The organism is Aliidiomarina sp., from assembly GCF_047920995.1.
Classification (GTDB): domain Bacteria; phylum Pseudomonadota; class Gammaproteobacteria; order Enterobacterales; family Alteromonadaceae; genus Aliidiomarina.
This window is the reverse complement of record NZ_JBLRWZ010000030.1, coordinates 1-22,226: the sequence shown is the minus strand read 5'-3', so window position 1 is coordinate 22,226 and position 22,226 is coordinate 1. Positions and strand designations below refer to the sequence as shown.

23 protein-coding genes are annotated in these 22,226 nt (G+C 46.7%); 14 read left to right on the top strand and 9 right to left on the bottom strand.

The features are described 5' to 3' along the window. Positions 1-32: 32 nt before the first annotated feature. Positions 33-1,385 carry an MATE family efflux transporter gene (locus ACNA7P_RS08775; RefSeq protein WP_416258249.1) on the bottom strand — a complete coding sequence of 451 codons (1,353 nt, stop codon included), beginning with the start codon at positions 1,383-1,385 and terminating at the stop codon, positions 33-35. A 23-nt stretch (positions 1,386-1,408) separates the two neighbouring features. Between ACNA7P_RS08775 and ACNA7P_RS08770 the strand changes: the two genes are divergently transcribed. Further along, positions 1,409-2,527, top strand: coding sequence for a polysaccharide deacetylase family protein (locus ACNA7P_RS08770; RefSeq protein WP_416258248.1), 1,119 nt, complete (start codon positions 1,409-1,411; stop codon positions 2,525-2,527). A 69-nt stretch (positions 2,528-2,596) separates the two neighbouring features. On the opposite strand, the gene plsB is transcribed toward ACNA7P_RS08770, so the two are convergent. Further along, positions 2,597-5,035 carry a glycerol-3-phosphate 1-O-acyltransferase PlsB gene (gene plsB / locus ACNA7P_RS08765; protein ID WP_416258247.1) on the bottom strand — a complete coding sequence of 813 codons (2,439 nt, stop codon included), beginning with the start codon at positions 5,033-5,035 and terminating at the stop codon, positions 2,597-2,599. A 158-nt stretch (positions 5,036-5,193) separates the two neighbouring features. On the opposite strand from plsB, the gene lexA reads away from it, so the two are divergent. From lexA to ACNA7P_RS08735, 6 genes are all read left to right on the top strand, one after another. Next, positions 5,194-5,817, top strand: a complete 624-nt coding sequence (lexA, locus tag ACNA7P_RS08760; RefSeq protein WP_416258246.1) for a transcriptional repressor LexA — start codon at positions 5,194-5,196, stop codon at positions 5,815-5,817. Next, on the top strand, positions 5,814-6,242 hold the full coding sequence (locus tag ACNA7P_RS08755; RefSeq protein WP_416258245.1) for a hypothetical protein: 429 nt from the start codon (positions 5,814-5,816) through the stop codon (positions 6,240-6,242). The genes lexA and ACNA7P_RS08755 overlap by 4 nt, the downstream gene beginning before the upstream one ends. A 409-nt stretch (positions 6,243-6,651) precedes the next feature. Then, the gene (gene coxB, locus ACNA7P_RS08750) at positions 6,652-7,794 is read left to right on the top strand and encodes a cytochrome c oxidase subunit II (RefSeq protein WP_416258244.1); all 1,143 of its coding nucleotides are present in this window, start codon (positions 6,652-6,654) and stop codon (positions 7,792-7,794) included. An 11-nt stretch (positions 7,795-7,805) separates the two neighbouring features. Continuing rightward, entirely contained in the window at positions 7,806-9,410 is a 1,605-nt protein-coding gene (gene ctaD / locus ACNA7P_RS08745) for a cytochrome c oxidase subunit I (protein ID WP_416258243.1), read from the top strand. Positions 9,411-9,415: 5 nt separating this feature from the next. Next, positions 9,416-9,997 carry a cytochrome c oxidase assembly protein gene (locus tag ACNA7P_RS08740; RefSeq protein WP_416258242.1) on the top strand — a complete coding sequence of 194 codons (582 nt, stop codon included), beginning with the start codon at positions 9,416-9,418 and terminating at the stop codon, positions 9,995-9,997. A 10-nt stretch (positions 9,998-10,007) separates the two neighbouring features. Beyond that, entirely contained in the window at positions 10,008-10,895 is an 888-nt protein-coding gene (locus ACNA7P_RS08735; protein ID WP_416258241.1) for a cytochrome c oxidase subunit 3, read from the top strand. Positions 10,896-10,919: 24 nt separating this feature from the next. On the opposite strand, the gene ACNA7P_RS08730 is transcribed toward ACNA7P_RS08735, so the two are convergent. Next, positions 10,920-11,138: a DUF2909 domain-containing protein gene (locus ACNA7P_RS08730; RefSeq protein WP_416258240.1), complete on the bottom strand. Its 219-nt coding sequence runs from the start codon at positions 11,136-11,138 to the stop codon at positions 10,920-10,922. Between the two features lie 18 nt (positions 11,139-11,156). Here ACNA7P_RS08730 and ACNA7P_RS08725 point away from each other — a divergent pair, with 18 nt between their 5' ends. From ACNA7P_RS08725 to ACNA7P_RS08705, 5 genes are read left to right on the top strand one after another with little or no spacing between them, the layout of a single operon-like run. After that, the gene (locus ACNA7P_RS08725; protein ID WP_416258239.1) at positions 11,157-11,909 is read left to right on the top strand and encodes an SURF1 family protein; all 753 of its coding nucleotides are present in this window, start codon (positions 11,157-11,159) and stop codon (positions 11,907-11,909) included. Beyond that, on the top strand, positions 11,906-12,490 hold the full coding sequence (locus tag ACNA7P_RS08720) for a hypothetical protein (RefSeq protein WP_416258238.1): 585 nt from the start codon (positions 11,906-11,908) through the stop codon (positions 12,488-12,490). Before ACNA7P_RS08725 ends, ACNA7P_RS08720 begins: the two co-directional genes overlap by 4 nt. Positions 12,491-12,548: 58 nt before the next feature. After that, positions 12,549-13,616 (top strand): COX15/CtaA family protein, encoded by a 1,068-nt coding sequence (locus ACNA7P_RS08715; RefSeq protein ID WP_416258258.1) that lies wholly within the window; start codon positions 12,549-12,551, stop codon positions 13,614-13,616. After that, positions 13,616-14,503 carry a heme o synthase gene (gene cyoE / locus ACNA7P_RS08710; protein WP_416258237.1) on the top strand — a complete coding sequence of 296 codons (888 nt, stop codon included), beginning with the start codon at positions 13,616-13,618 and terminating at the stop codon, positions 14,501-14,503. The genes ACNA7P_RS08715 and cyoE overlap by 1 nt, the downstream gene beginning before the upstream one ends. A 42-nt stretch (positions 14,504-14,545) precedes the next feature. Further along, positions 14,546-15,196: an SCO family protein gene (locus ACNA7P_RS08705; RefSeq protein ID WP_416258236.1), complete on the top strand. Its 651-nt coding sequence runs from the start codon at positions 14,546-14,548 to the stop codon at positions 15,194-15,196. A 26-nt stretch (positions 15,197-15,222) separates the two neighbouring features. Here the strand turns inward: ACNA7P_RS08705 and ubiA are convergent, their stop codons facing one another. From ubiA to kbl, 6 genes are all read right to left on the bottom strand, one after another. After that, positions 15,223-16,095 carry a 4-hydroxybenzoate octaprenyltransferase gene (gene ubiA, locus ACNA7P_RS08700; protein ID WP_416258235.1) on the bottom strand — a complete coding sequence of 291 codons (873 nt, stop codon included), beginning with the start codon at positions 16,093-16,095 and terminating at the stop codon, positions 15,223-15,225. A gap of 65 nt (positions 16,096-16,160) precedes the next feature. Beyond that, positions 16,161-16,694, bottom strand: coding sequence for a chorismate--pyruvate lyase family protein (locus ACNA7P_RS08695; RefSeq protein WP_416258234.1), 534 nt, complete (start codon positions 16,692-16,694; stop codon positions 16,161-16,163). Between the two features lie 14 nt (positions 16,695-16,708). Then, positions 16,709-17,539, bottom strand: coding sequence for a rhomboid family intramembrane serine protease (locus ACNA7P_RS08690; protein ID WP_416258233.1), 831 nt, complete (start codon positions 17,537-17,539; stop codon positions 16,709-16,711). Beyond that, positions 17,539-17,862 (bottom strand): thiosulfate sulfurtransferase GlpE, encoded by a 324-nt coding sequence (glpE, locus tag ACNA7P_RS08685; RefSeq protein WP_416258232.1) that lies wholly within the window; start codon positions 17,860-17,862, stop codon positions 17,539-17,541. The genes ACNA7P_RS08690 and glpE overlap by 1 nt, the downstream gene beginning before the upstream one ends. Before the next feature lie 6 nt (positions 17,863-17,868). Beyond that, a complete protein-coding gene (gene tdh / locus ACNA7P_RS08680; RefSeq protein ID WP_416258231.1) occupies positions 17,869-18,894 on the bottom strand; it encodes an L-threonine 3-dehydrogenase in 1,026 nt (341 codons plus the stop codon). Between the two features lie 28 nt (positions 18,895-18,922). Beyond that, positions 18,923-20,116 carry a glycine C-acetyltransferase gene (kbl, locus tag ACNA7P_RS08675; protein ID WP_416258230.1) on the bottom strand — a complete coding sequence of 398 codons (1,194 nt, stop codon included), beginning with the start codon at positions 20,114-20,116 and terminating at the stop codon, positions 18,923-18,925. A gap of 252 nt (positions 20,117-20,368) precedes the next feature. Between kbl and coaD the strand changes: the two genes are divergently transcribed. After that, positions 20,369-20,860, top strand: a complete 492-nt coding sequence (gene coaD, locus ACNA7P_RS08670; RefSeq protein WP_416258229.1) for a pantetheine-phosphate adenylyltransferase — start codon at positions 20,369-20,371, stop codon at positions 20,858-20,860. A gap of 173 nt (positions 20,861-21,033) precedes the next feature. Beyond that, the coding region (gene pckA / locus ACNA7P_RS08665) for a phosphoenolpyruvate carboxykinase (ATP) (protein WP_416258228.1) at positions 21,034-22,226 on the top strand (1,193 nt) is incomplete at its 3' end.

The window sequence follows — 22,226 nt, the reverse complement described above, 5'->3', positions numbered from 1 at the left end:
CTTTTTTATAATTTTTTTACCCTTGCGCTGCACTACAATTGCCCTTGCATGTAGCTGCTTTTGCGCAACCAGAGCCATTGCCCAAGCCCTCGAGCAGCCATAAAACAGCATAAAGCGAGCCATAAACTGTGATTGCCAAGGGTGGCAAAAGTAGGAATGAAATTGGTAATCGCCCACACCGGGAAGAAAATGCCAAAGGCAGCTATGAGCATGGTGTTCCGCATTGCTTTACTTGCGCCAAGGCCGATAAAAACGCCATCAAAGAAATAGCTCCAATGAGCGATGAGCGGCAGTATAATGAGCCATGGCAGGTAGATGCTTGCGGTGTTAATTACCTCTGGAATATTGGTAATCAAATGCACAATGGTATGGCCAAATAGCCAGAATATTGCCGCATAAACCGCAGCAAATAGAATTGACCAGAGTAAACCGAGCTGGTACCAACGCCTTATGCGCTCGGAATTCTTTTGCCCTTTTGCTTGGCCGATTAATGCTTCTACTGAATAGGCAATGCCATCAAGCCCTAAAGAAATGAGCACCAAGAACTGCATTAATACTGCATTGGCGGCTACTACCGGGGCACCGTAGTAACTGGCGTAGCCCGTCATCATTGCGATACATAGTTGTAACGCTAACGAACGAATGAAAATATCACGGTTCATATTCAACAGCGCTTGCATATTTTGCCATTGCGGCATTGGGAAACGCTTCAACCGTAGGGCTTTGCTAACGATTAGCAAACCAATAATGGCAGTACTCCATTCGGCGCCAAAAGAAGCCCAAGCAGCGCCCGCCACGTTCATGCCAAGGCCAATAATTAAAATCACATCCGCAATAACGTTAACGGCGTTGGTAAAAATCACCAATAGCATCGCGGCCCGTGCTTGCTGCCGGCCCAGCAAAACGCCCAGTACCACTAAATTGATCAACGCTGCTGGCGCTGCCCATACTCGAATTTGTATGTAGGCATTGGTAAGCTGTAATAGCTCGCCATCAATTGCTAAGATGGCGGCGAGCAGCCGGGCGAATAGTGGCGAGGCAAGAATGATACTAAGGCCAATTACTACCGCGAACACCACACCGTGAACAAAGTGTTGTTGTTGCTCAGTGATATTTTCCGCGCCGTAGGCATGCGCAATTACCGCAGTAGTCGACATTCGCAAAAATACCGCGAGTAAATAGATAAAACTAAGTACCATGGCGCCCAAGGCAACGGCGCTTAGATAAATAGCATCGGGCAAATGGCCGATAATCGCGGTATCAACAAGGCCAAGCATTGGGGCTGCGATATTGGAGATGATCATCGGCAAGGCAATGGCAAATACCATTTTGTGATCACGCTTGGGGAAAACCAATCGAAATGACGATCGCGAGCCAGCAGACATTAATTACACTCCGGAGATAAGTAATGCGATTAAAAAAATATGCGCTAATGCTAACACTTTTTGGCGCCTTACTGGGTTGTTCACCGAACTCAAATAGTGCTACTGCTACATCGGCTAATGAAGCAAGTGAAGCGAACGTAGCGAATGAGGCGCATGCCTCTATTTTGCTATATCACCATGTGAGCGATACAACACCCCGAGTTACCAGTGTAACGGCAGATGAGTTAAGGGATCACTTACAGTATTTGCGTGATAACGATTTTACCGTAATTGATATTCGTGATTCGATTGCTGCCGCAAAAGGCGAAAAAGAGATTCCCGAGAAATCGGTAGTAATTACCTTTGATGATGCTTATCAGAATATTTTTACTAATGGCTGGCCGGTATTAAAAGAGTTTGGCGTGCCTTGGACATTATTTGTAACTACGGATCCGGTTGGCCAAACAGCTGGCCGTTATATGAGTTGGGATCAGGTGCGTGAACTGCATGAAGCGGGCGTAGTAATTGCTAACCATTCTACCGATCACTCGCACATGCCGCGGCGAGTAGCAGGGGAAAGTGAGCAAGCCTGGCTGCGGCGCATGCGCGAAAATATTCTAGCGGCCGAAGCTAAAATAGAAGATGAAGTTGGCGTAAGTTATAAATTATTCGCCTATCCATACGGTGAGTACGATAACAAACTAGCGGATCTTGTAGCCGAGCTCGGCTTTATTGGCTTCGGCCAGCATTCTGGTGGTTTTGGGGCTACCAGTGATATGCGCGCAATTCCCCGTTTTGCGGCCGCAGGCATGTATGCAAATTTGCATACCTTGGGTACAAAAATGGCGGCACTATCGTTACCGGTGAAGGATGTGCAGTATCGCGATACACTATTACGCCACGATGAAACCAAACCCGAACTCACCCTAACTGTTGATATCAGTGATTTTCATCCTAATCAGGTAAATTGCTTTATCGGCGGGCAACCGCATAGCCCAAATTGGCAGGATGATCATACCTTTACTATTCAGGCTACCGAGCCATTGGCTATTGGCCGCGGCAGGTATAACTGCACAGCACCAAGCCGCGCAAAACCTGGCCGTTTCTATTGGTATTCTATGCAGTGGATTCGCCCCGATGCACAAGGTTCGTGGCCAGATTAATCGGTTTTTTGATACTCAAAGGGCTCCTTGCGATGGAACCCTTTGTAAGTTGCGCACGAGCAGAGATTGTTATTTTGCTAAAATACGCTGCACGGAATCGCGGATGGTTTGTTGCACTTGGCTACCCAGTAGCACATCTATTTCATCACTAAGAATTGCCGTGCGCTCATCAGAGGTGAAATCGCCGGCATCCGTTACGTGAACGTAGCGTTCAGATTTCAGGGTACTTACCAAAGTACTGAACACGCGCTTATCGTAAAATTCTGGTGCATCAATACCGTGCCGTGTTCCTACGCGCGAACCTACCTGTTCACTATACTGTTCCAGCTCATTGCGCGAAAGCGCATCCGATTGTTGTAATAACTCAAATACAATAGCGTAGCGAACCAGGGTTTCTTCAGCCGCATTCGCCAGTAAGGTTAGCTGCACGTAACCCGGTGTATTACGGCCAACAATAGTATAACTACCATCATTCTCCACCAGCCATTGCTGGCGCACAAACTCCTCGCAAAGTGCAGCTACCCAAAGCGGAACTTCACTACTGTGGCGATTAACAAACAGCTCGGCTTCCAACAGTGGGAATACCTTTTGCATAAACTGTGCAGCTTCTACTGCTGTGAATTTTTCGCCTTTGCGTGCAAAGCGCGCGAGCAGTGCCGGCACAATAAACATGTGCAGAATATTGTTGCGATAATAGGTTAGGGTTACCGCTTGTACTTGATCGAGCGCTACCACTGAACCAGCGTTGTTTTCGCTAATCGCTAACTTATCCATCTTTGTTAAATGCTCCCACAGCGCTTCAGTTTCCCATTCGGGTACATGGATATCATTGCTGTAAGGAACCTCGCGGTGCAACGCTAAGTAGCATTGAATTTGCGCAAGTAACTCTTCTTTAGTTAATGTGTGGCGCTCAGCGCTTAACAGTACTAATCCAGTTAAGTTAATGCTATTCAACGCTGCACCGTCATTAATGCGGCGCATCATAATATCAGCTAAATCATTCACAACTGGCGTTAACCAACGTGGTTTCGCTGGTTCTTCAGCTCCACGGGTAACTGAATCACGCCAATCAGGCTGCGTGTTATCAAGATACTCGGAAAGCCGCAGTGGCTCGCCAAAGGTTACAAACCCGTGGCCAAAGTTGCGTAATTTGCGTAGAATTCCGAATACTTGAAATACCGATTCTTTCTCCTTCTTCGCGCCTTTGAGTTCGCCATGGTAAGTAGCTACTTCCATTACATGTTCGTAGCCCAGATATACTGGCACAAATGTAACTGGCCGATTCACGCCGCGTAACTGGCTTTGTAGGGTCATTGCGAGCATGCCAGTTTTCGGCTGCAATAGCCTACCGGTGCGGCTGCGGCCACCTTCCATGAAGTATTCAACCGCATAACCTTTGCGAAATAATCGGGTGAGATATTCACGAAACACAGTGGAATACAGTTTGTTACCACGGAAACTACGGCGTAAAAAGAAGGCGCCACCGCGGCGAAATATTGTGCCTACTGGGAAGAAATTTAAGTTTACTCCAGCAGCAATGTGCGGCGGTACTAAGCCTTCTTTGTAGATTACATAACTTAATAACAAGTAATCCATGTGGCTGCGGTGGCAAGGAACATAAACAATTTCATGACCATCTTGGGCTAGTTTCCGAATGATATCGCCGTTTTTAACGGTGATGCCGTTATAGATTTTGTTCCATAACCAAGTAAGGAAATGATCGCCGAAGCGCACCAAGCCCTCTCGATAATCAGCGGCAACTTCATGTAAATAACTACGCGCTCTTTTTACTGCTTGTGCTTCAGTAATTTTCTTTGCGCGAGCTTCTTCGTTGATGGCTGCTCGAATCGCGGAAGATTCCAATAGCTCTTGGATCATTGCTTCGCGCCCGAGTAATTTAGGCCCCGCAACTGCATAGCGAAGGCGGGCAAAGTGGGTGCGAGCAACGCGAGTAAGTTTATGGGCAAGTTCCACATCACTGGCGTGGCTTGTGGCCATAGTACGTAAGCTTACCGGCCGTGAAACTCGAGCCAGAATATTGCGGCCAGAAAATAACACCAACCAAAACTTACGAAATTTGCCGGGAACTTCGATATCCGCGGTCATGGTGCGGCCTTCATTATGCTCACGGCCAGGCTCACGGCCCCAAAAAAGACCTATTGGGTACATATGTACGTTGTAGCTGGAATTCTGCTGATGTAGGTTGAGTAACTCCACGAATGCATCTTGCGGTGTTTGCCCCAACCTGCGTTTTGGGTCTTCCAGATACAACACCCGATCATAAAGCTTGCCATTCAGCGCTAGCGGCTCGGTTGGATCGGGTAACTGTAAAGCGTGAGCTGCTTTCCGTGCCGCCACAAGATCGGTGGCAGAAGGGCTACGCATTACGTACACCACGTGGTCTGGCGCCGAAGGCTTTTGCTCATGTTCGTCAGCGATCGCTGAAACCTTGGTGAGCCAACTTACAGGTAGGCGAATCAATTTATACATTAACGATGTTGTTCTCATTTCTTCTCCGGCAGCTAACCAAGCAACCCATATATTGCGCATAGAATATCATTTTTAACGGGTTGTTGCTGCTCTGGCAAAAATTGTTCAAAAAAAGTTGCGCTGTATGGATTACTGTATATACTAACAGTGTACTGTATGAATAAACAGGTGATGATATGCGTCCGTTAACGCCAAGACAGCAACAAATTCTCGATATGATTCGCACTAATATTGAAGCAACAGGTATGCCACCAACGCGTGCTGAAATTGCTCAGCGTTTAGGTTTTCGTTCGGCGAATGCAGCTGAAGAGCATTTAAAGGCTTTAGCGAAAAAAGGCATGATTGAAATGATGCCTGGCATGTCGCGTGGTATTCGCCTAATTCAAGAAGACGCCACTTTGGTGGATAACCTTGGCTTACCTTTAATAGGGCAGGTAGCTGCCGGTGAGCCGATATTAGCGCAACAGCACATCGAAGGGCATTATCAAGTAGATCAATCGATGTTTCATCCACATGCCGATTTCTTGCTTCGGGTAAATGGGATGAGCATGAAAGAAATCGGCATCCTTGATAATGACATCCTTGCAGTACATAAAACCAACGAAGCCCGCAATGGCCAAATAGTTGTTGCCCGTGTGGAAGACGACGTTACCGTAAAACGCTTTGAACGCCGCGGAAATATGGTTCTCCTGCATCCCGAAAACGAAGAGTTTTCGATTATTCAGGTAGATCTAACCCAACAGTTTATGACCATTGAAGGGTTGGCCGTAGGTGTAATTCGCAATGGAGGCTGGTTATGAATTATTCTTCTTTAGCTCGGAAATTTGCCCACCCTGGGGTTTGGGGCAACGAAAATACTGCCACTCAATGTGTAAATGTTTCTGAACAAGCAATGCATCAGCAACTTTGGGCAACCTTAAGCACGATGCGTAAGCGCGATGACCAATGGGTTACTGTAATCGGTAAGCCCCCGCGTACACTTATCGCTCAGCTTATCGCGGCAGGTATTCGGCCAGATCGCATTCGTAAGGTGTCTACTAGCAACAGCGAAACCGCGTTGTGGGCTACGGAACAGGCGTTACTTATTGATAATAGCCAACTTGTTATCGCTTGGTTAACACCTTATAGCGGCCGTGATAAGCAGCGGATTCAATTGGCGGCAAAAGCCAGCAAAGCGTTGAACTTTATCTTTGCACCTGATTATCAACCAGCTGCGGTGCATTAAAAACAAGCACTAAGAAATCTTAGCGAGATTATTAAATGAACAGCTTTGTTTAAAAAACAAACATTCCGTCTCCACTCACTCCAAAAATTTTGGAGTTTCCCCAGGGGTTGTTAACAACAACCCCTTTTTTATTAACATTTTTGGTGGTATTTTGATCCACATCAAATAACCCGCTGTGGTTACGAAGAAGTATACTTATGTGCGTAATACCTAAGTAATTCGTTTCAGCGACTTGATAATACCTAAACAATAATTGCCATTAAGGCAAAAAATAATAACAAAAGGTTATGCAAGCATTGGGATTTTTTGGGGAAATGTTGTTCCTGCCTTGCTAACCTCTTTGTTCTTCGAAATCTTCATACTCTGCCCCCAGCACCTGAAGATGCCTAAGAATAAGAGGAGAAGTCGAGTGAAAGTGAGACTAACGAGCCTGCTCGTCGGTGCGATAGCGTTGTTCACAGCAACCATTGCTTCGGCGCAACCAAGCCAGTTAAATCTTACCCGTGGTGCAACCGATATAAGCCGGCAAGTGTACGATCTGCACATGTTGGTTTTTTATATTTGCGTTGCTATTGGCGTAGTGGTTTTCACTGCAATGTTCATTTCAATCGTTCGGCATCGCAAAAGCCGTGGTGTTGAACCAGCGAAGTTCCATGACAACGTAAAGGTTGAAATTGCGTGGACAGTAATCCCATTTTTGATTTTGATTGGGATGGCCGTACCGGCAACTATTACATTGATCAAAATGGACGATACCAGTGAATCTGATCTCAGTGTTCTGGTTACCGGTTCGCAATGGCGTTGGCATTACAGCTACTTGGATTACGATGTTGAATATCTGAGTAACATGGCAACTCCTCGAGAACAGATTTATGGCCGCTTACCGCAAACTGAGAACTATCTCCTTGAAGTGGACCGCCCATTAGTGATCCCAACCGGGAAAAAGGTTCGCTTCCTGATTACTTCAGACGATGTAATTCATTCTTGGTGGGTGCCTGAGTTTGCAGTGAAGAAAGATGCCAACCCGGGTTATATCAACGAAGCATGGACTCGCGTAGATAAGCCAGGCATTTATCGTGGCCAATGTGCTGAGCTGTGCGGCCGTGATCATGGCTTTATGCCGATTGTGGTGATTGCCAAAGAACCAGCCGACTTCGAGGCTTGGATTCAAGGTGAAGAACAGCGCTTAGCTGAACGCCGTGCTGAAGAAGAGCGTTTATTGTCTATGGAAATGGATAAAGACGAGCTTATGCGCATTGGTCAACAAATTCACCTTTCCCAATGTGCGGCATGCCATCAGCCAAACGGCCAAGGTATTCCCGGAGTGTTCCCGGCGATTGCCGGATCAGAAGTGGCGTTGAATGATCGCGCGCGCCATATTGATGTGGTGGTGAACGGCGTGGCTGGCAGCGCAATGCAATCGTTCCGAAACAGTTTGAGTATGAGTGAGATTGCAGCAGTTGTTACCTACCAACGCAATGCGTGGGGTAACGATACTGGCGATGTTGTGCAAGCTGCGGATATCCACAATCACATTCAAGGTAACCAATAGGGGGCATTGCTATGAGCACTATTACTGATACCCATAGCGCCCCAGCGGCGCATGATGATCACGATCATCACGACCACAAGCCAACAGGTATTAAACGTTGGTTATTTACTACCAACCATAAAGATATCGGTACGATGTATTTATGGTTTAGTTTTGCGATGTTCCTGTTAGGCGGCAGCATGGCGTTAATGATTCGCGCCGAATTGTTCCAGCCAGGCATGCAAATTATTGATCCGCATTTCTTCAACCAAATGACCACCATGCATGGTGTGATTATGGTATTTGGTGCGGTAATGCCAGCATTTGTTGGTTTAGCCAACTGGATGATTCCAATGATGATTGGTGCGCCGGACATGGCGTTACCACGCATGAACAACTGGTCATTTTGGATCTTACCATTTGCTTTTCTGATTATGCTATCGTCATTCTTTATGCCCGGTGGTGCCCCAGCATTCGGCTGGACCTTCTATGCTCCACTTTCTACTACTTACAGTACAGATTCCACGGCGCTGTTTGTATTTGCGATGCATATTATGGGCATGAGCTCGATCATGGGTGCGATTAACGTAATCGTTACCATTATGAACATGCGGGCTCCTGGCATGAACTATATGAAGATGCCACTGTTTGTATGGACATGGTTTATTACTGCATTCCTCCTTATTGCAGTGATGCCAGTATTGGCGGGTGTAGTTACCATGGTACTTACTGATAAGTACTTTGGCACATCATTCTTTGATGCGGCGGGTGGCGGTGACCCAGTGTTGTTCCAGCATCTATTCTGGTTCTTCGGGCACCCTGAAGTATACATCATGATTCTGCCCTCGTTTGGTATCGTATCAGCAATCATTCCGGCATTTGCGCGTAAGCGGTTATTTGGTTACGCCTCAATGGTATACGCTACCGCGTCAATTGCAGGCTTGTCGTTCTTAGTATGGGCTCACCATATGTTCACTACCGGGATGCCAACCTTTGCGTCGCTATTCTTTATGTATATGACGATGCTGATCGCGGTGCCTACAGGAGTGAAGATATTTAACTGGGTAAGCACCATGTGGCGCGGTGCAATGACATTTGAAACACCGATGTTATTCTCAATTGCGTTTGTGGTGCTATTTACCATTGGTGGTTTGTCCGGAGTAATGCTGGCAATTACACCAGTAGATTACCAATACCATGACACCTACTTTGTAGTAGCTCACTTTCATTATGTGTTGGTATCGGGCGCGGTATTCTCGATTCTAGCTGCTGCCTACTATTGGTTACCGAAGTGGTCTGGGGTTATGTACGATGATTTTCTGAGTAAGATGCACTTCTGGTGCTCGCTTATTTCAGTAAACATTTTGTTCTTCCCAATGCACTTCGTTGGTTTGGCAGGCATGCCGCGCCGAATTCCAGATTATGCCCTGCAGTTCGCCGATATTAATGCGATTGTAAGTGTTGGTGGGTTCTTATTTGGTTTCTCGCAGCTTATTTTCTTAGCTGTAGTTGTGAAGTGCGCTCTGAAGAAAGGCGAACCCGCACCAGCGAAACCATGGGAAGGGGCTGAAGGCTTAGAGTGGACAGTGCCTTCACCGGCGCCATACCACACCTTTGATGTGCCACCTAAGGTATAACTGCAATGAGTGAACAGAACGAAGAAAAGAAAGCAGCGCGCCCGAACAATAGCCGGATAATTACTCGGCTATTGGCCTCGGTGATGTTGATGTTTGCTTTTGGTTTTGCCTTGGTGCCGCTATACGAAAAGTTTTGTGAAATAACGGGCTTTAATGGCCGTACCAGCAATACTGCTGCACAAACTATCGATGGTATGCAGGTTGATCAATCCCGGGTAGTAACCGTGGAGTTCCACACGCGTGTTAGCCGTGGGGTTCCATGGGAATTCTCTCCCGAGGTTCGTTCTATTCGAATTCACCCAGGTGAAGTAAAAGTAGTTAATTTTTATGTTGAGAACCGCACCGATAAGAATGTGATTGCGCAGGCATTACCCTCAGTATCCCCAGGTGAAGCGTCGCTGTATTTAAACAAAACTGAATGTTTTTGTTTCGAGCAGCAACCTTTAGCAGCAGGCGAGCGAGCTGTAATGCCCATGCAATTCTATCTGGATCCTGATTTGCCAGATCACATTACGCGGTTCACATTATCTTACATGATGTATGACCTAACCGACCAAGTTCGGGTTACTGCCAGCCGGGCAGAATAAGGGGTTTCGAATGAATACTGAAAAACCGGATAATACAAAATATTACGTGCCAGATCAGAGTATCTGGCCAATCGTGGGGGCTCTTGCGCTGGGTTTAATCGCCTTTGGTGCCGGCCATTTTACAATTGAAGCATCAAGACAAGAAGCAGGCTTTGGCCATTATGTGCTAGGTGCCGGCCTCTTGGTACTAATCATTATGTTAGTGGGTTGGTTTGGTGATCAAATTCGGGAATCACGCGCTGGTTTGTATAACGCTCAGCTAGGCCGTTCTTACAGACAAGGTATGCTGTGGTTTATCTTTTCCGAAGTAATGCTGTTTATGGCTTTTTTCGGTGCTTTGTTTTACGCGCGCATGATCGCCTTACCATGGCTGGGCGGTGCAAGTAACAACGCGGCTACCGGTGCTATTTTATGGCCGAACTTTGAAGCGATATGGCCATTAACGTTAACGCCAGGTGGCACTGAAACCGAGGCGATGGGTTGGTTAGGTTTACCATTGATTAACACCGCAATTTTGGTGGTTTCATCGGTAACCCTGCACTTTGCCCATGTTGGCTTAGAAGAGGCGAAACGGAAGGCGTTAACTAATTGGTTGGTTGTTACAATTGTATTGGGCTTAATCTTCCTTGGCTTGCAAATGTATGAGTATGTGCATGCTTACCGTGATTTAGGGCTTACCCTGCAATCGGGCGTGTATGGGAATACCTTCTTCCTATTAACGGGTTTACATGGTATTCACGTGTTCTTAGGGGTTACCTTACTGATCATTATGCTAGGCAGGGTAATGGCAGGGCACTTTACTAAAGATGACCAATTTGGCTTTCAAGCGGCGGCTTGGTACTGGCACTTTGTAGATGTGGTTTGGCTGATACTGTTTGTATTTGTATATATTATTTAACAACCAAAAAGGTGGCGCCCCGGGTTAGTAGGGGCGCTGATTTAATGTAGTAATATCAAATGCAAGCGCAAGGATAATTAATAAGATCACAAGCGCAGAATATGCCACACGACGACCTATGTAATGTGACATTGGCGGTGCATCGGGATCGTTTTTGAGCGCACTGAACAAGCCTCGAAATAAGTTTGCAATGATATAAAGCAGTAATGCGACGAGTAGTATTTTGAGAATAGTATCTAACACGGCAGGTCCTCAGTTGTTATGACAGTCCTTCGCCTCGGTTCATTATTATTTCGCTTCCATCCTGGAGCGCTGTTGATTACTTTGCTTGCGATTGTAGTAATGGTCAAGCTCGGTTTTTGGCAAATCGACCGTGGGCAAGAAAAACAAGCCATTATTGATCGCTATGAAGCCTCAGAACAACAATTCGTTTTACACGCAGACAATCTTGCCCAAGCTGCTACGCAGCCTGATTCAGAAGTGCGAGTTACCGCAACTTTACACCCAGAGTATGTGTTTTACATCGATAACCAAATTCATCAAGGCAGGGCGGGCTATCACGTGCTGGCGTTAGCCGCCAGTGCAGATTTAAACCCTTACTTGCTGCCGGTTAATTTAGGTTGGATTCCTGGCGAGCGCAGCCGCGCCCAGTTACCCAACCTAAGCTTGCCAACAGAATCCGTTACCGTGATTGGGCGTGTGCGCTTACCGGCAGAAAATCCATTTATGCTCGGTGAGCAAAGCTTTACTGAGCAGCCGGGGTGGCCATTGCGAATTCAATACCCGGAGCTTGATAAAATGGCTCAAGCACTAAATCTACCGCTGGCGCCATTTATGGTGCTGCAAAGCCCAGATGCCGAATTTGGCTACGTGCGCGAGTGGCCAGTAGTGGTAATGACACCCCATCGACATTATGCCTATGCGGTGCAATGGTTTGGGTTAGCGTTAGCGGCACTAATTATTTTCTTCGTGGCTAGCCGTGAGAAACCGGCAGCGAAACAGGAGCAGGAATGAGTAAGCAAGAATTCACACCAGATCAATTAAAGTTTAAGAAGAAGAACCAACGGGTGTTGTTGATCGTTGCTGCGGTATTCCTATTGCCGTTGCTTGCGGCAAAGTTAGTATTGTCGATGGGTTGGTATGAAAGCGGTGTAAGTAATAAAGGGAACTTGGTACAGCCTGAGATCCAGTTTACTGAAGCTGCTAATGCCGCTTTACCCGCCAAGTGGCGGATAGCTTATAGCATGCCAGAGCATTGCGAAGAAGCCTGCTTAAATAGCCTCTACGTGGCTGGGCAGTTATTTCACGCACTAGGCCGGCAACAAGAGCGCGTATTACCAGTGGCAATCGCGGGGGTAGGTTCAGCGCAAGAGTTACCAGAGTTACAGGCCGATAGTATGGTTACCTTGGTGTATGCGCCAGAGGCACAAGAAATGCTGGTAACAATCCCAGAGCATGCGTTGATGATTATTGATCCTGTAGGCAATGTAGTGCTGTGGTATCCAGGTAGTGAGGATCGCCGTGATGTGGTGATGCAAGGCCGTGATTTATTATCAGATTTACAGAAGCTATTGAAATTATCGCGAGTTGGTTAACCATTACTATTAGTTTTCAAGCTGCGAATAACGGCTGCATGAGAAGGATAAAAAGATGATGCAACGTTTACTAAAAATTACCCTAGGCCTTGTGATGGTGGTGATTATTTTAGGCTCATACACGCGTTTAACCGATGCGGGCTTGGGCTGCCCAGATTGGCCGGGCTGTTATGGTTTTTTAGCGGTGCCCCACAGTGATACTGCGGTTACCACTGCAGAAATGCGTTTTCCAGAACGGCCAGTGGAGCACTTCAAAGCTTGGAACGAAATGATTCATCGTTATGCTGCAGGCATATTGGGCCTATTAGTACTGGCCATTGCGATTGTTGCAGTGCGCCGCCATCAGCGTTTAAAAGCTACTGGAGAAGTAAGGAAGCCGCTTAAACTGCCTCTGCTCATCTTGGCGCTCATTACCTTCCAGGCGGCACTGGGAATGTGGACAGTAACCATGAACTTGCAGCCGGTAATCGTAATGCTGCATTTGTTAGGTGGCTTCTCTACATTTAGCTTACTCGCGTTGCTGTACTTACGAGAAAACCCGCCACAGTTGGTGTTGGAAACAAACTTAAACGCATTGCGCACTATTGCCGCGGCAAGCTTAGTAGTGGTAATAGCGCAAATTGCCGCTGGTGGTTGGGTAGCAGCAAATTATGCGGCATTGGCATGCACTCAGTTACCAATCTGCGAAGGCAACTGGGCAGAGCGCCTAGATTTTGCGGGCGCGTTTTCATTACCTGAGGCCGATAATTACGAATTTGGAGTACACAGCTATACTGAGCGAATGAGCATGCATATTGCGCATCGCTTTGGCGCTATTGTAGTGATGGCGGTTATGGCGCTATTGTTGTGGAAATTGTGGCGCCTTGCGCAAAGCGCTTGGATACGCCGCCTTACGTTTGTAATTACAGTATTACTCATTGTCCAAATTCTATTGGGGATCACTAACGTAGTGGCAAGCTTACCGTTACTGGTGGCCGTAATGCACAATTTTGTAGGTGCTTTGCTGATGGTAAGCTTAATTGCGCTTAATTATGCGCTATACAAAGTAAACTTGCGCTATCGTAAACCTGAACATTCTGGTAGCGAACGTCCTATAAAAACAACGATAAATAAGGGAGATGCGTAATGGCAAAATCAATCGCAATAAGCCAACGCGCAAGCTGGCGAGAGTATTTAGAGTTAACCAAACCGCGTGTAGTAGCACTGTTACTGCTTACCGCTTTGGTGGGTATGGCGTTGGCAACTACGTCATGGATTGCCGCTGACATCTTAATCCCGGCACTTGTAGGCATTGGCTTGATGGCAAGTTCGGCTGCGGCAATAAACCACCTTGTAGATCGCCATATTGATGCGAAAATGGCCAGAACATTACGGCGACCGTTACCTACCGGGGCGTTGTCTCCCCGCAAAGTACTTATTTTCGCCATGGTCATTGGCACGCTTGGGTATATTGTTTTAGATGTTTTCGTAAATCGCCTTACTGCAGTGCTTACCCTTGCCAGTTTGGTGGGTTATGCGGTGATTTACACCATGTATCTGAAACGGGCAACACCGCAGAATATCGTGATTGGTGGTTTAGCCGGAGCAGCGCCGCCGTTACTTGGTTGGACCGCGGTAACCGGTGAGATTCATGCCTATCCGTTATTGCTAGTGATGATCGTATTCACCTGGACACCGCCACATTTTTGGGCACTAGCGGTACATCGCGCCAAGGATTATGCGAAAGCTGAAATACCAATGCTACCGGTAACCCATGGCATCGCATTTACCAAAACGTGCATTTTGTTGTACACAGTGTTACTCAGTGTGGTGTGTGTATTGCCTTACCTAGTGGGCATGAGCGGTTGGTTATATTTAGCTGGTGTTACGGTATTAAACCTGTGGTTTTTGGCCTATGCATTGAAGCTAAAATATCGCCCAGAAAAACATACTGCATTTAATATGTTTAAGTTTTCGATTTGGCATTTGATGGTGTTATTCGTATTACTACTTGTTGATCACTATGTAGTGTAAATGCATGAGTAGTGCATTAATACACATATGAAGAGGTACGAAATGAAGAGATTGGGTGGCTTGATATTGATGGTGGCAATCGCAGTAGCGGGTGCATACACATATCTTCATTTCACAAGCTCGCAATCGCCGGTATTGGAATCGGCGCGTATCTACGATAACCCGCGCACCATTGCGCCCTTTCAGTTAGAGGGTAGCGATGGTGAAGATGTGAGCTTGAGTGCCTTAGAAGGGCAGTGGACAATGTTGTTCACTGGCTACACCTTTTGCCCAGATATTTGCCCAACCACGATGGCGCAATTGAAATCACGTTGGCAGGATATTGCTGCTGCAAGCGATTATCCGGTGCAGGTATGGATGATTAGCGTGGATCCACAACGCGATGATATCGATCGCTTGGCGATGTACATTGATTTCTTTGGTGAAGGGTTTTATGGGGTGCGTGCTGAGCACAAAGAGCTCTATCCATTTGTGCGTAATATTGGTTTGATGTATTCGATTCCTGATGAAGATGAAGAGAACTACTTGGTAAATCACAGCTCAGCAATCATTTTAGTGAACCCTCGCGGTGAGCAACAGGCTATATTTCGGCCATCCCACGAGTTGGGTGAATTGGCGGTAGTGAACCCGAATCACTTAGTAAATGATTTCCAGAAAATGGCCCGTTACTTAGAGCGTGAACTGCAATTGTAATCCTTAATTATAAGTGGCCGTTTGCACTAGGCAATACCAAACGGCATTGGCAACCAAAAGTGTAACGCTAAGCCGATCGCAATCATCATACCGGCATAATGATTTTGCCGGAAAGCGCGAAAACAGGCATCTCGATCGCGATAGCGAATATGCCATAGTTGCCAAGCAAAAAAACCAGCCATTACGATGAGTGCTACCCAGAATAAGAAGGTGGCCTGAATTAACCAGCCCACTAGAGCCAACAATAGAATAGTAGCGCCTTGCAGTAAGCCGATAATGGCGAGGTCGTATTTGCCAAACAATACCGCGGTGGATTTAATGCCAGTGCGCAGATCATCATCACGATCCACCATGGCGTACTGAGTATCGTAGGCTACTGTCCAGAGCGTATTCGCTACAAACAATACCCAACACACAAATGGTAATTGGTTTGATTCTGCAGCGAACGCCATGGGTATCGCCATACTAAACGCTGCACCAAGCACAAACTGCGGTAAGTGAGTAATGCGTTTGGTAAATGGATATGCGATAGCAAGTGCAACGGCAACGAAGCTAAGAAGAATGGTAAGGGTATTGAGCGTAAGCACCAACATAAACGCTAAAATCACTAAGATGGCGAATAAAATGAGTGCTTCAGTTGCGGTTACGGCGCCAGTTGCAAGGGGCCGATTACGGGTACGTTCAACATGGCCATCATAGTGGCGGTCGGCAAAATCATTAATCACGCAGCCTGCAGAACGCATTAAAAATACGCCTGCCGCAAATACAGCAACCAAGCGAACAGATGGATCCCCAGCGCCGGCTATTAGCAGCGCCCAAAATGTAGGCCACGCAAGCAGCCATGTGCCGATGGGTTTATCCATGCGCATGAGAGCGCGGTAATGGTCAAAGCGGGTCATGTGCGAACTCCAGTTCTGAATAACCTAATGAAACAGCTGAGCATACAATATGTGGCGTGAATGGTTTAAGCATAGCAGGGCGCTTTAGAAAGGAACACTTCCGCCACTAAAATTGCCTGTTCCGGCAGGTGAAAGCTGCGTCTGCGGCCCCAAAGCGGAGTATTACTTCCATGCAGTTGCTGATTCAATTGGCAAACGGGAGCGTTGTTGGTGAACTCGGCTATTTCGATAGGCCCCAGCTCGATATCATGCCGATTAAACAGTAGTTCGCCAAGTGGCTTATTGCCCAGTTGGGTGAGTTCCGCTGACGTATTTTCCGGTGGTACCGGAATAATACTGCGTGCATATACCAAGGGCACCGCTGCGCAATAGAGCAGTACTTCACGAATGATTACCGGCTGTTTGGTAAGACCCATGGCTTGATATTCGTGTTCATCAGCAAATGCCTCTGTTTCTGCAAGCACTTGCACTTGAAAATCACCCGGTAGGGCTTTCAATTTTTCGGTAAGCGAACCAGTGTCGGTAAGCCACGCTAACAATAGCTTCGGTATAGATTCGGAATCGGGTAGCCGCCATTGGGCCTGCAGTGAAATTGGCAAAACTGGCAATCCTTTTACTTATACTGGTTAGTGCTGCGGTTATCGCGTACCCGGAACACAAAGCCCAACACAATACCGCTAATCAATCCTAACGCGTGCGCTTCATTTGCTACATTTACCCAGAGAATATCGGTGTAGCCAAGCAACAGCCAACCAATCATAAAGATGTATAAGAATGGTGGTAATGATAACGAATGAGTTGGCTTTTGCCAGGTTACGATCATTACAAAGCCAAGTAAGCCGTATACAACGCCGGATAAACCGCCGAATAACGGCCCTGAACTCGCCCATTGAGCATAGTTTGATACCAAGGCAGTAACAATTGTAATAAGCGTGAGGGTACCTGCGCCGTAGCGCAGTTCTATACGGCCACCCAAATACCACCACCAAAACAGGTTAAATACCAAATGGGTGGCAGAGAAGTGCAGCAGAATAGGGGTAACAAATCGCCATGGCTGCTGAAAACTTAACTCGGGCATACCAAGCGGGGTAAATAAAAGGCTGGAAATAGTCCACTCAGGTGCAACTACCCACTGCATTAGTGCCGTAAGTAGCACGGCAGCAAACACTAAAAACGTAACAATACCTGCTTGCTTAGCCAACAAGTGCCAAAGTGAAGGGGATGTGGCGGCCGCAAATAATGGCGTTTGCTCAGTAAATTCTTCTGGGTTGTTTTTAAACGCTTGAATAATCTCTTTGGCTGTTGCTTCGTAGCCGGGTTGAATCAGCAGTATATCAATGCTGGCGCCGCGCTCTGCAGCGGTGGCTGGAATGCCAGCTCGCTGCAGTGCACGCAGTAACTGCTGAGCCTCTTTGTGGTTAGCACTGCTATACAGAGTTTTCACTAACCACTTACCAGCATTTCTGGATACTGCATGGCGAAACTGCTCATGCCACCATCTAGGCTATATACTTCCTGAAAGCCTTGTTCGGCCAAATACTGGCTTGCGCCTTGGCTGCTTACGCCGTGGTAACACACTACTAAAAGTGGGTTCTGAGGCTCTGCTTCGGCAATGAAATCAGCTAGGTTTTCATTGCTTAACTGCACAGCACCGGCAATATGGCCCTGAATGTAAGAGCCGCTATCGCGAATATCTGCAACCTGAACTTGCCGCTCAAACATCAGCTGAACGGCTTGTTCGGAGTTTAAATGACTAAACTGGCTCATTGAATATTAATCCCAATCTAAAATCACTTTGCCTGATTGGCCGGAAAGCATGATATCGAAACCGGTTTGAAACTCATCTACTTTAAAGTGATGGGTTAGAATTGGTGATAAATCCAATCCTGATTGCAGCAAAGCTGCCATTTTGTACCAAGTTTCAAACATTTCGCGGCCATAAATGCCTTTAATCACCAAGCCTTTAAAAATCACTTGATTCCAATCAATTGCCATATCGCCAGGCGGTATGCCCAGCAGCGCAACTTCACCGCCATGGTTCATTGCCGTTAGCATTTGATTAAAGGCGATAGGCACACCGCTCATCTCCAAACCAACATCAAAGCCTTCGGTCATGCCTAGCTCGTTCATTATATCTTGCAAGTTGGTTGTGCTGGTGTTTACCGCGCGAGTAGCACCCATTTGTTCAGCAAGCTCAAGGCGATAATCGTTAATATCGGTAATCACTACGTGGCGAGCACCGGCATGGCGAGCTACTGCTGCTGCCATAATACCGATGGGGCCAGCACCAGTGATCAACACATCTTCACCCACTAAATCAAAGGATAAAGCGGTGTGCACTGCGTTACCAAAGGGATCGAAGATGGCCGCCATATCATCAGAAATTTCATCTGGAATCTTGAATGCATTATCGGCTGGAATAGCTAAGTATTCTGCAAATGCGCCTGCTCGATTTACCCCAACACCTACCGTATTCCGGCATAAATGGCGGCGGCCGGCACGGCAGTTACGGCAATGGCCACAGGTAATGTGGCCTTCACCTGACACGCGGTCGCCTACTTTAAATCCTTTCACCCCATCGCCCACTTCCGCCACGATGCCTACATATTCGTGACCTACGGTCATACCTACCGGAATAGTGTTTTGTGACCACTCATCCCACTTGTAAATATGCACATCGGTACCACAAATAGCGGTTTTCTTTATTTTGATCAGTAAATCGTTGTAGCCGCACTCTGGTTTATCCGTTTCGGTTAACCAAAGGCCTGGTTCTGCTTTTAATTTGGCAAGCGCTTTCATAATGAAACCCACTCTAAAAGAATTTAATTTATTGTATCACACCAAGTTCTTTACCCACGCGGATAAAGGCATCAATGGTTTTATCTAACTGCTCTCGTGTGTGAGCTGCAGACATTTGCGTGCGAATACGCGCTTGCCCTTTTGGCACTACAGGGAACGAGAAGCCCACCACATAAATGCCTTCTTCGAGCATGCGCTCCGCCATTTTTGAGGCTAATTTTGCATCACCTAACATCACTGGAATAATAGCGTGATCGGCGCCGGCGAGGGTGAACCCAGCAGCACTCATGCGCTCACGGAAATAGTTCGAGTTCGCAGTTAATTTTTCGCGCAGTTCATCACCATCGCTAAGCATCTCGAGTACGCGAATTGATGCGGTAACGATCGATGGCGCTAAAGAATTCGAGAATAAGTAGGGGCGTGAACGCTGGCGTAACCAATCCACCACTTCTTTCTTACCCGAGGTAAAACCGCCGGACGCGCCACCAAGTGCCTTACCCAGAGTACCGGTGATAATATCTACGCGGTCCATTACTTGATGATATTCGTGGCTGCCACGGCCCTTTTTGCCAACAAAGCCAACCGCATGAGAATCATCCACCATTACGAGGGCACCGTATTTTTCGGCTAAATCACAAATGCCGGGTAAGTTAGCAATAATACCGTCCATAGAGAACACGCCATCGGTAGCAATTAACTTATGCCGCGCGCCATCGGCTACTGCTTGCTGCAGTTGTTTTTCTAAATCGGCAACATCGTTATTTGCATAGCGATAGCGCTTTGCTTTACATAACCGAACACCATCAATAATGCTGGCATGGTTGAGCGCATCACTAATAATTGCATCTTCTGGGCCTAAAATTGTTTCGAATAAACCGGCATTGGCATCAAAACAAGAAGAATACAAAATGGTATCTTCCATGCCCAAAAACTCGCTAATCTTGCTCTCGAGTGTTTTATGGATATCTTGCGTACCACAGATAAAACGAACAGATGCCACACCAAAACCGTGGCTATCAAGGCCATCCTTAGCCGCTTGAATCAGGGTAGGGTGGTTGGCTAACCCGAGGTAGTTGTTCGCACAAAAGTTCAACACTTTACGGCCGTTAACCTCTATTTCCGAGTATTGTTGGGAAACAATGATGCGCTCATTTTTATATAAGCCCTCGTTTTCTACTTCGGTTAATTGCTCGCTAAGCTGTTGGTATAAATCGTTCTTCATTGTGCTCTCCAAGGTGTAAGCTCTGATGTTCATGCCTTTCGCATACAGCTGCCGCTGTAGCGAGAGTTCAGTGAGCGCCCACCCTTTTTCAGAATTTAAATGCGCAGTTGCCAGTATTTTACGCGTCTGAGCGCTGCTTTGCAGCACTGATTTTAAGATTAAGCTGGAAAAATCAACGATAGACGCTATTGTTGCTATCCGATAGTATTTCCTATTATACACTTCCTTACGTAATTGAGACGCAAAACGCTTATGTACAAACGAGCTATTTATCCAGGAACCTTTGATCCAATAACCAATGGCCATTTCGATCTTATCGAACGTGCGGCAAAGCTTTTCTCTGAGGTAATTGTGGCGGTGGCAGCAAATACGAGTAAGCAACCCTTATTTAGTTTAGAAGAGCGCGTAGCCTTGATTGAACAGATTACCGCAGGCCTAAATAATGTTCGGGTAATTGGCTTTACCGGGCTGCTGGCGGATCTGGCTCGGGAGCAAGAAGCGCATGTGTTATTGCGAGGTTTGCGTGCAGTGGCTGATTTTGAATATGAATTTCAATTAGCGAATATGAATCGGCGTTTAAACCCCGATTTGGAAAGTGTGTTTTTAACTCCCGCAGAAGAGAACTCGTTTATTTCTTCTACTTTAGTGAAAGAAGTTGCCTTACACGGCGGCGCGGTTGACCAATTTACAGATCAACGCGTAGCGCAAGCTTTACGTGCTAGATTTGCGAACAAGCGCGGCTGAATGCCGCGTAGCAGCCTTTTAGGGCTATCTTTGTAGGGCAAAAAAGGCTATTATTCCGCCCGAAAAACAACAGAGGCTGATGTGTATATTTGCATCATTTCTGTGCCGAGCTGCTCGCAGCTTACTTGTCGCCAATTTGAAACTTAACTTTCGTACCCTCAGGAGCCCTTCGCATGACTGATCTGGACTTGAGCCAATATGGCATTACAGACGTCACCGAAATCGTTTATAACCCATCTTACGATCTGCTTTTTGCAGAAGAAACCCGTACTGATCTCGAAGGCTATGAACAAGGACGTATTACTACTACTGGCGCCGTTGCCGTAGACACAGGAATCTTCACTGGCCGCTCACCGAAAGACAAATATATTGTTCGCGATGACACAACACGCGATACAGTGTGGTGGTCTGATCAAGGGAAGAACGATAACAAGCCAATCAGCACGGAAACGTGGAATGAACTCAAAGAATTGGTAACTGCGCAACTTTCGCAAAAACGCCTATTCGTTGTAGACACTTACTGTGGTGCGAATGAAGATACTCGATTAGCCGTACGCTTTATTACCGAAGTGGCTTGGCAAGCTCATTTTGTGAAGAACATGTTTATTCGCCCTAGCGAAGAAGAGCTGAAAACATTCAAACCGGATTTTGTGGTGATGAATGGTGCCAAGTGCACGAACCCGAATTTTGCCGAGCAAGGTTTGAACTCAGAGAACTTTGTAGCCTTTAACCTTACTGAGCGCATGCAGCTTATTGGTGGCACTTGGTATGGTGGGGAAATGAAGAAAGGTATGTTCTCGATGATGAACTACTTTTTGCCATTACAAAATATTGCCTCTATGCATTGTTCTGCCAACGTTGGCGAAGATGGCGATGTTGCTGTGTTCTTCGGCCTATCAGGCACGGGCAAAACTACCTTGTCAACCGATGCGTCACGTAAACTGATTGGTGACGATGAGCATGGTTGGGATGATGATGGCATATTCAACTTTGAGGGTGGTTGTTACGCAAAAACAATCAATCTTTCGGAAGAGAACGAACCAGATATCTACCGCGCTATTCGCCGCGACGCGTTGCTGGAAAACGTAACCGTACGTGATGACGATAGTGTTGATTTTGACGATGGCTCAAAAACAGAGAATACGCGGGTTTCTTATCCGATTTACCACATCGATAACATCGTGAAACCTGTTTCAAAAGCAGGGCATGCGAAGAAAGTTATTTTCTTAACTGCTGATGCATTTGGCGTGTTACCGCCGGTATCGAAACTTACTACCGAGCAGGCGAAATATCATTTCTTGTCTGGGTTTACGGCGAAACTAGCAGGCACAGAGCGTGGTATTACTGAGCCAACACCAACTTTCTC

What these genes read in the sequence shown, in the direction of transcription:
- cyoE (WP_416258237.1), top strand. Translation starts at nt 13,616, where the DNA reads ATGGCAAAATCAATCGCAATAAGCCAACGCGCAAGCTGGCGAGAGTAT.
- ACNA7P_RS08705 (WP_416258236.1), top strand. Translation starts at nt 14,546, where the DNA reads ATGAAGAGATTGGGTGGCTTGATATTGATGGTGGCAATCGCAGTAGCG.
- lexA (WP_416258246.1), top strand. Translation starts at nt 5,194, where the DNA reads ATGCGTCCGTTAACGCCAAGACAGCAACAAATTCTCGATATGATTCGC.
- ACNA7P_RS08770 (WP_416258248.1), top strand. Translation starts at nt 1,409, where the DNA reads ATGCGATTAAAAAAATATGCGCTAATGCTAACACTTTTTGGCGCCTTA.
- ACNA7P_RS08735 (WP_416258241.1), top strand. Translation starts at nt 10,008, where the DNA reads ATGAATACTGAAAAACCGGATAATACAAAATATTACGTGCCAGATCAG.
- ACNA7P_RS08715 (WP_416258258.1), top strand. Translation starts at nt 12,549, where the DNA reads ATGCAACGTTTACTAAAAATTACCCTAGGCCTTGTGATGGTGGTGATT.
- kbl (WP_416258230.1), bottom strand. Translation starts at nt 20,116, where the DNA reads ATGAAGAACGATTTATACCAACAGCTTAGCGAGCAATTAACCGAAGTA.
- plsB (WP_416258247.1), bottom strand. Translation starts at nt 5,035, where the DNA reads ATGAGAACAACATCGTTAATGTATAAATTGATTCGCCTACCTGTAAGT.
- ACNA7P_RS08740 (WP_416258242.1), top strand. Translation starts at nt 9,416, where the DNA reads ATGAGTGAACAGAACGAAGAAAAGAAAGCAGCGCGCCCGAACAATAGC.
- ACNA7P_RS08720 (WP_416258238.1), top strand. Translation starts at nt 11,906, where the DNA reads ATGAGTAAGCAAGAATTCACACCAGATCAATTAAAGTTTAAGAAGAAG.
- ACNA7P_RS08755 (WP_416258245.1), top strand. Translation starts at nt 5,814, where the DNA reads ATGAATTATTCTTCTTTAGCTCGGAAATTTGCCCACCCTGGGGTTTGG.
- glpE (WP_416258232.1), bottom strand. Translation starts at nt 17,862, where the DNA reads ATGAGCCAGTTTAGTCATTTAAACTCCGAACAAGCCGTTCAGCTGATG.
- tdh (WP_416258231.1), bottom strand. Translation starts at nt 18,894, where the DNA reads ATGAAAGCGCTTGCCAAATTAAAAGCAGAACCAGGCCTTTGGTTAACC.
- ACNA7P_RS08775 (WP_416258249.1), bottom strand. Translation starts at nt 1,385, where the DNA reads ATGTCTGCTGGCTCGCGATCGTCATTTCGATTGGTTTTCCCCAAGCGT.
- ACNA7P_RS08725 (WP_416258239.1), top strand. Translation starts at nt 11,157, where the DNA reads ATGACAGTCCTTCGCCTCGGTTCATTATTATTTCGCTTCCATCCTGGA.
- coaD (WP_416258229.1), top strand. Translation starts at nt 20,369, where the DNA reads ATGTACAAACGAGCTATTTATCCAGGAACCTTTGATCCAATAACCAAT.
- ubiA (WP_416258235.1), bottom strand. Translation starts at nt 16,095, where the DNA reads ATGACCCGCTTTGACCATTACCGCGCTCTCATGCGCATGGATAAACCC.
- ctaD (WP_416258243.1), top strand. Translation starts at nt 7,806, where the DNA reads ATGAGCACTATTACTGATACCCATAGCGCCCCAGCGGCGCATGATGAT.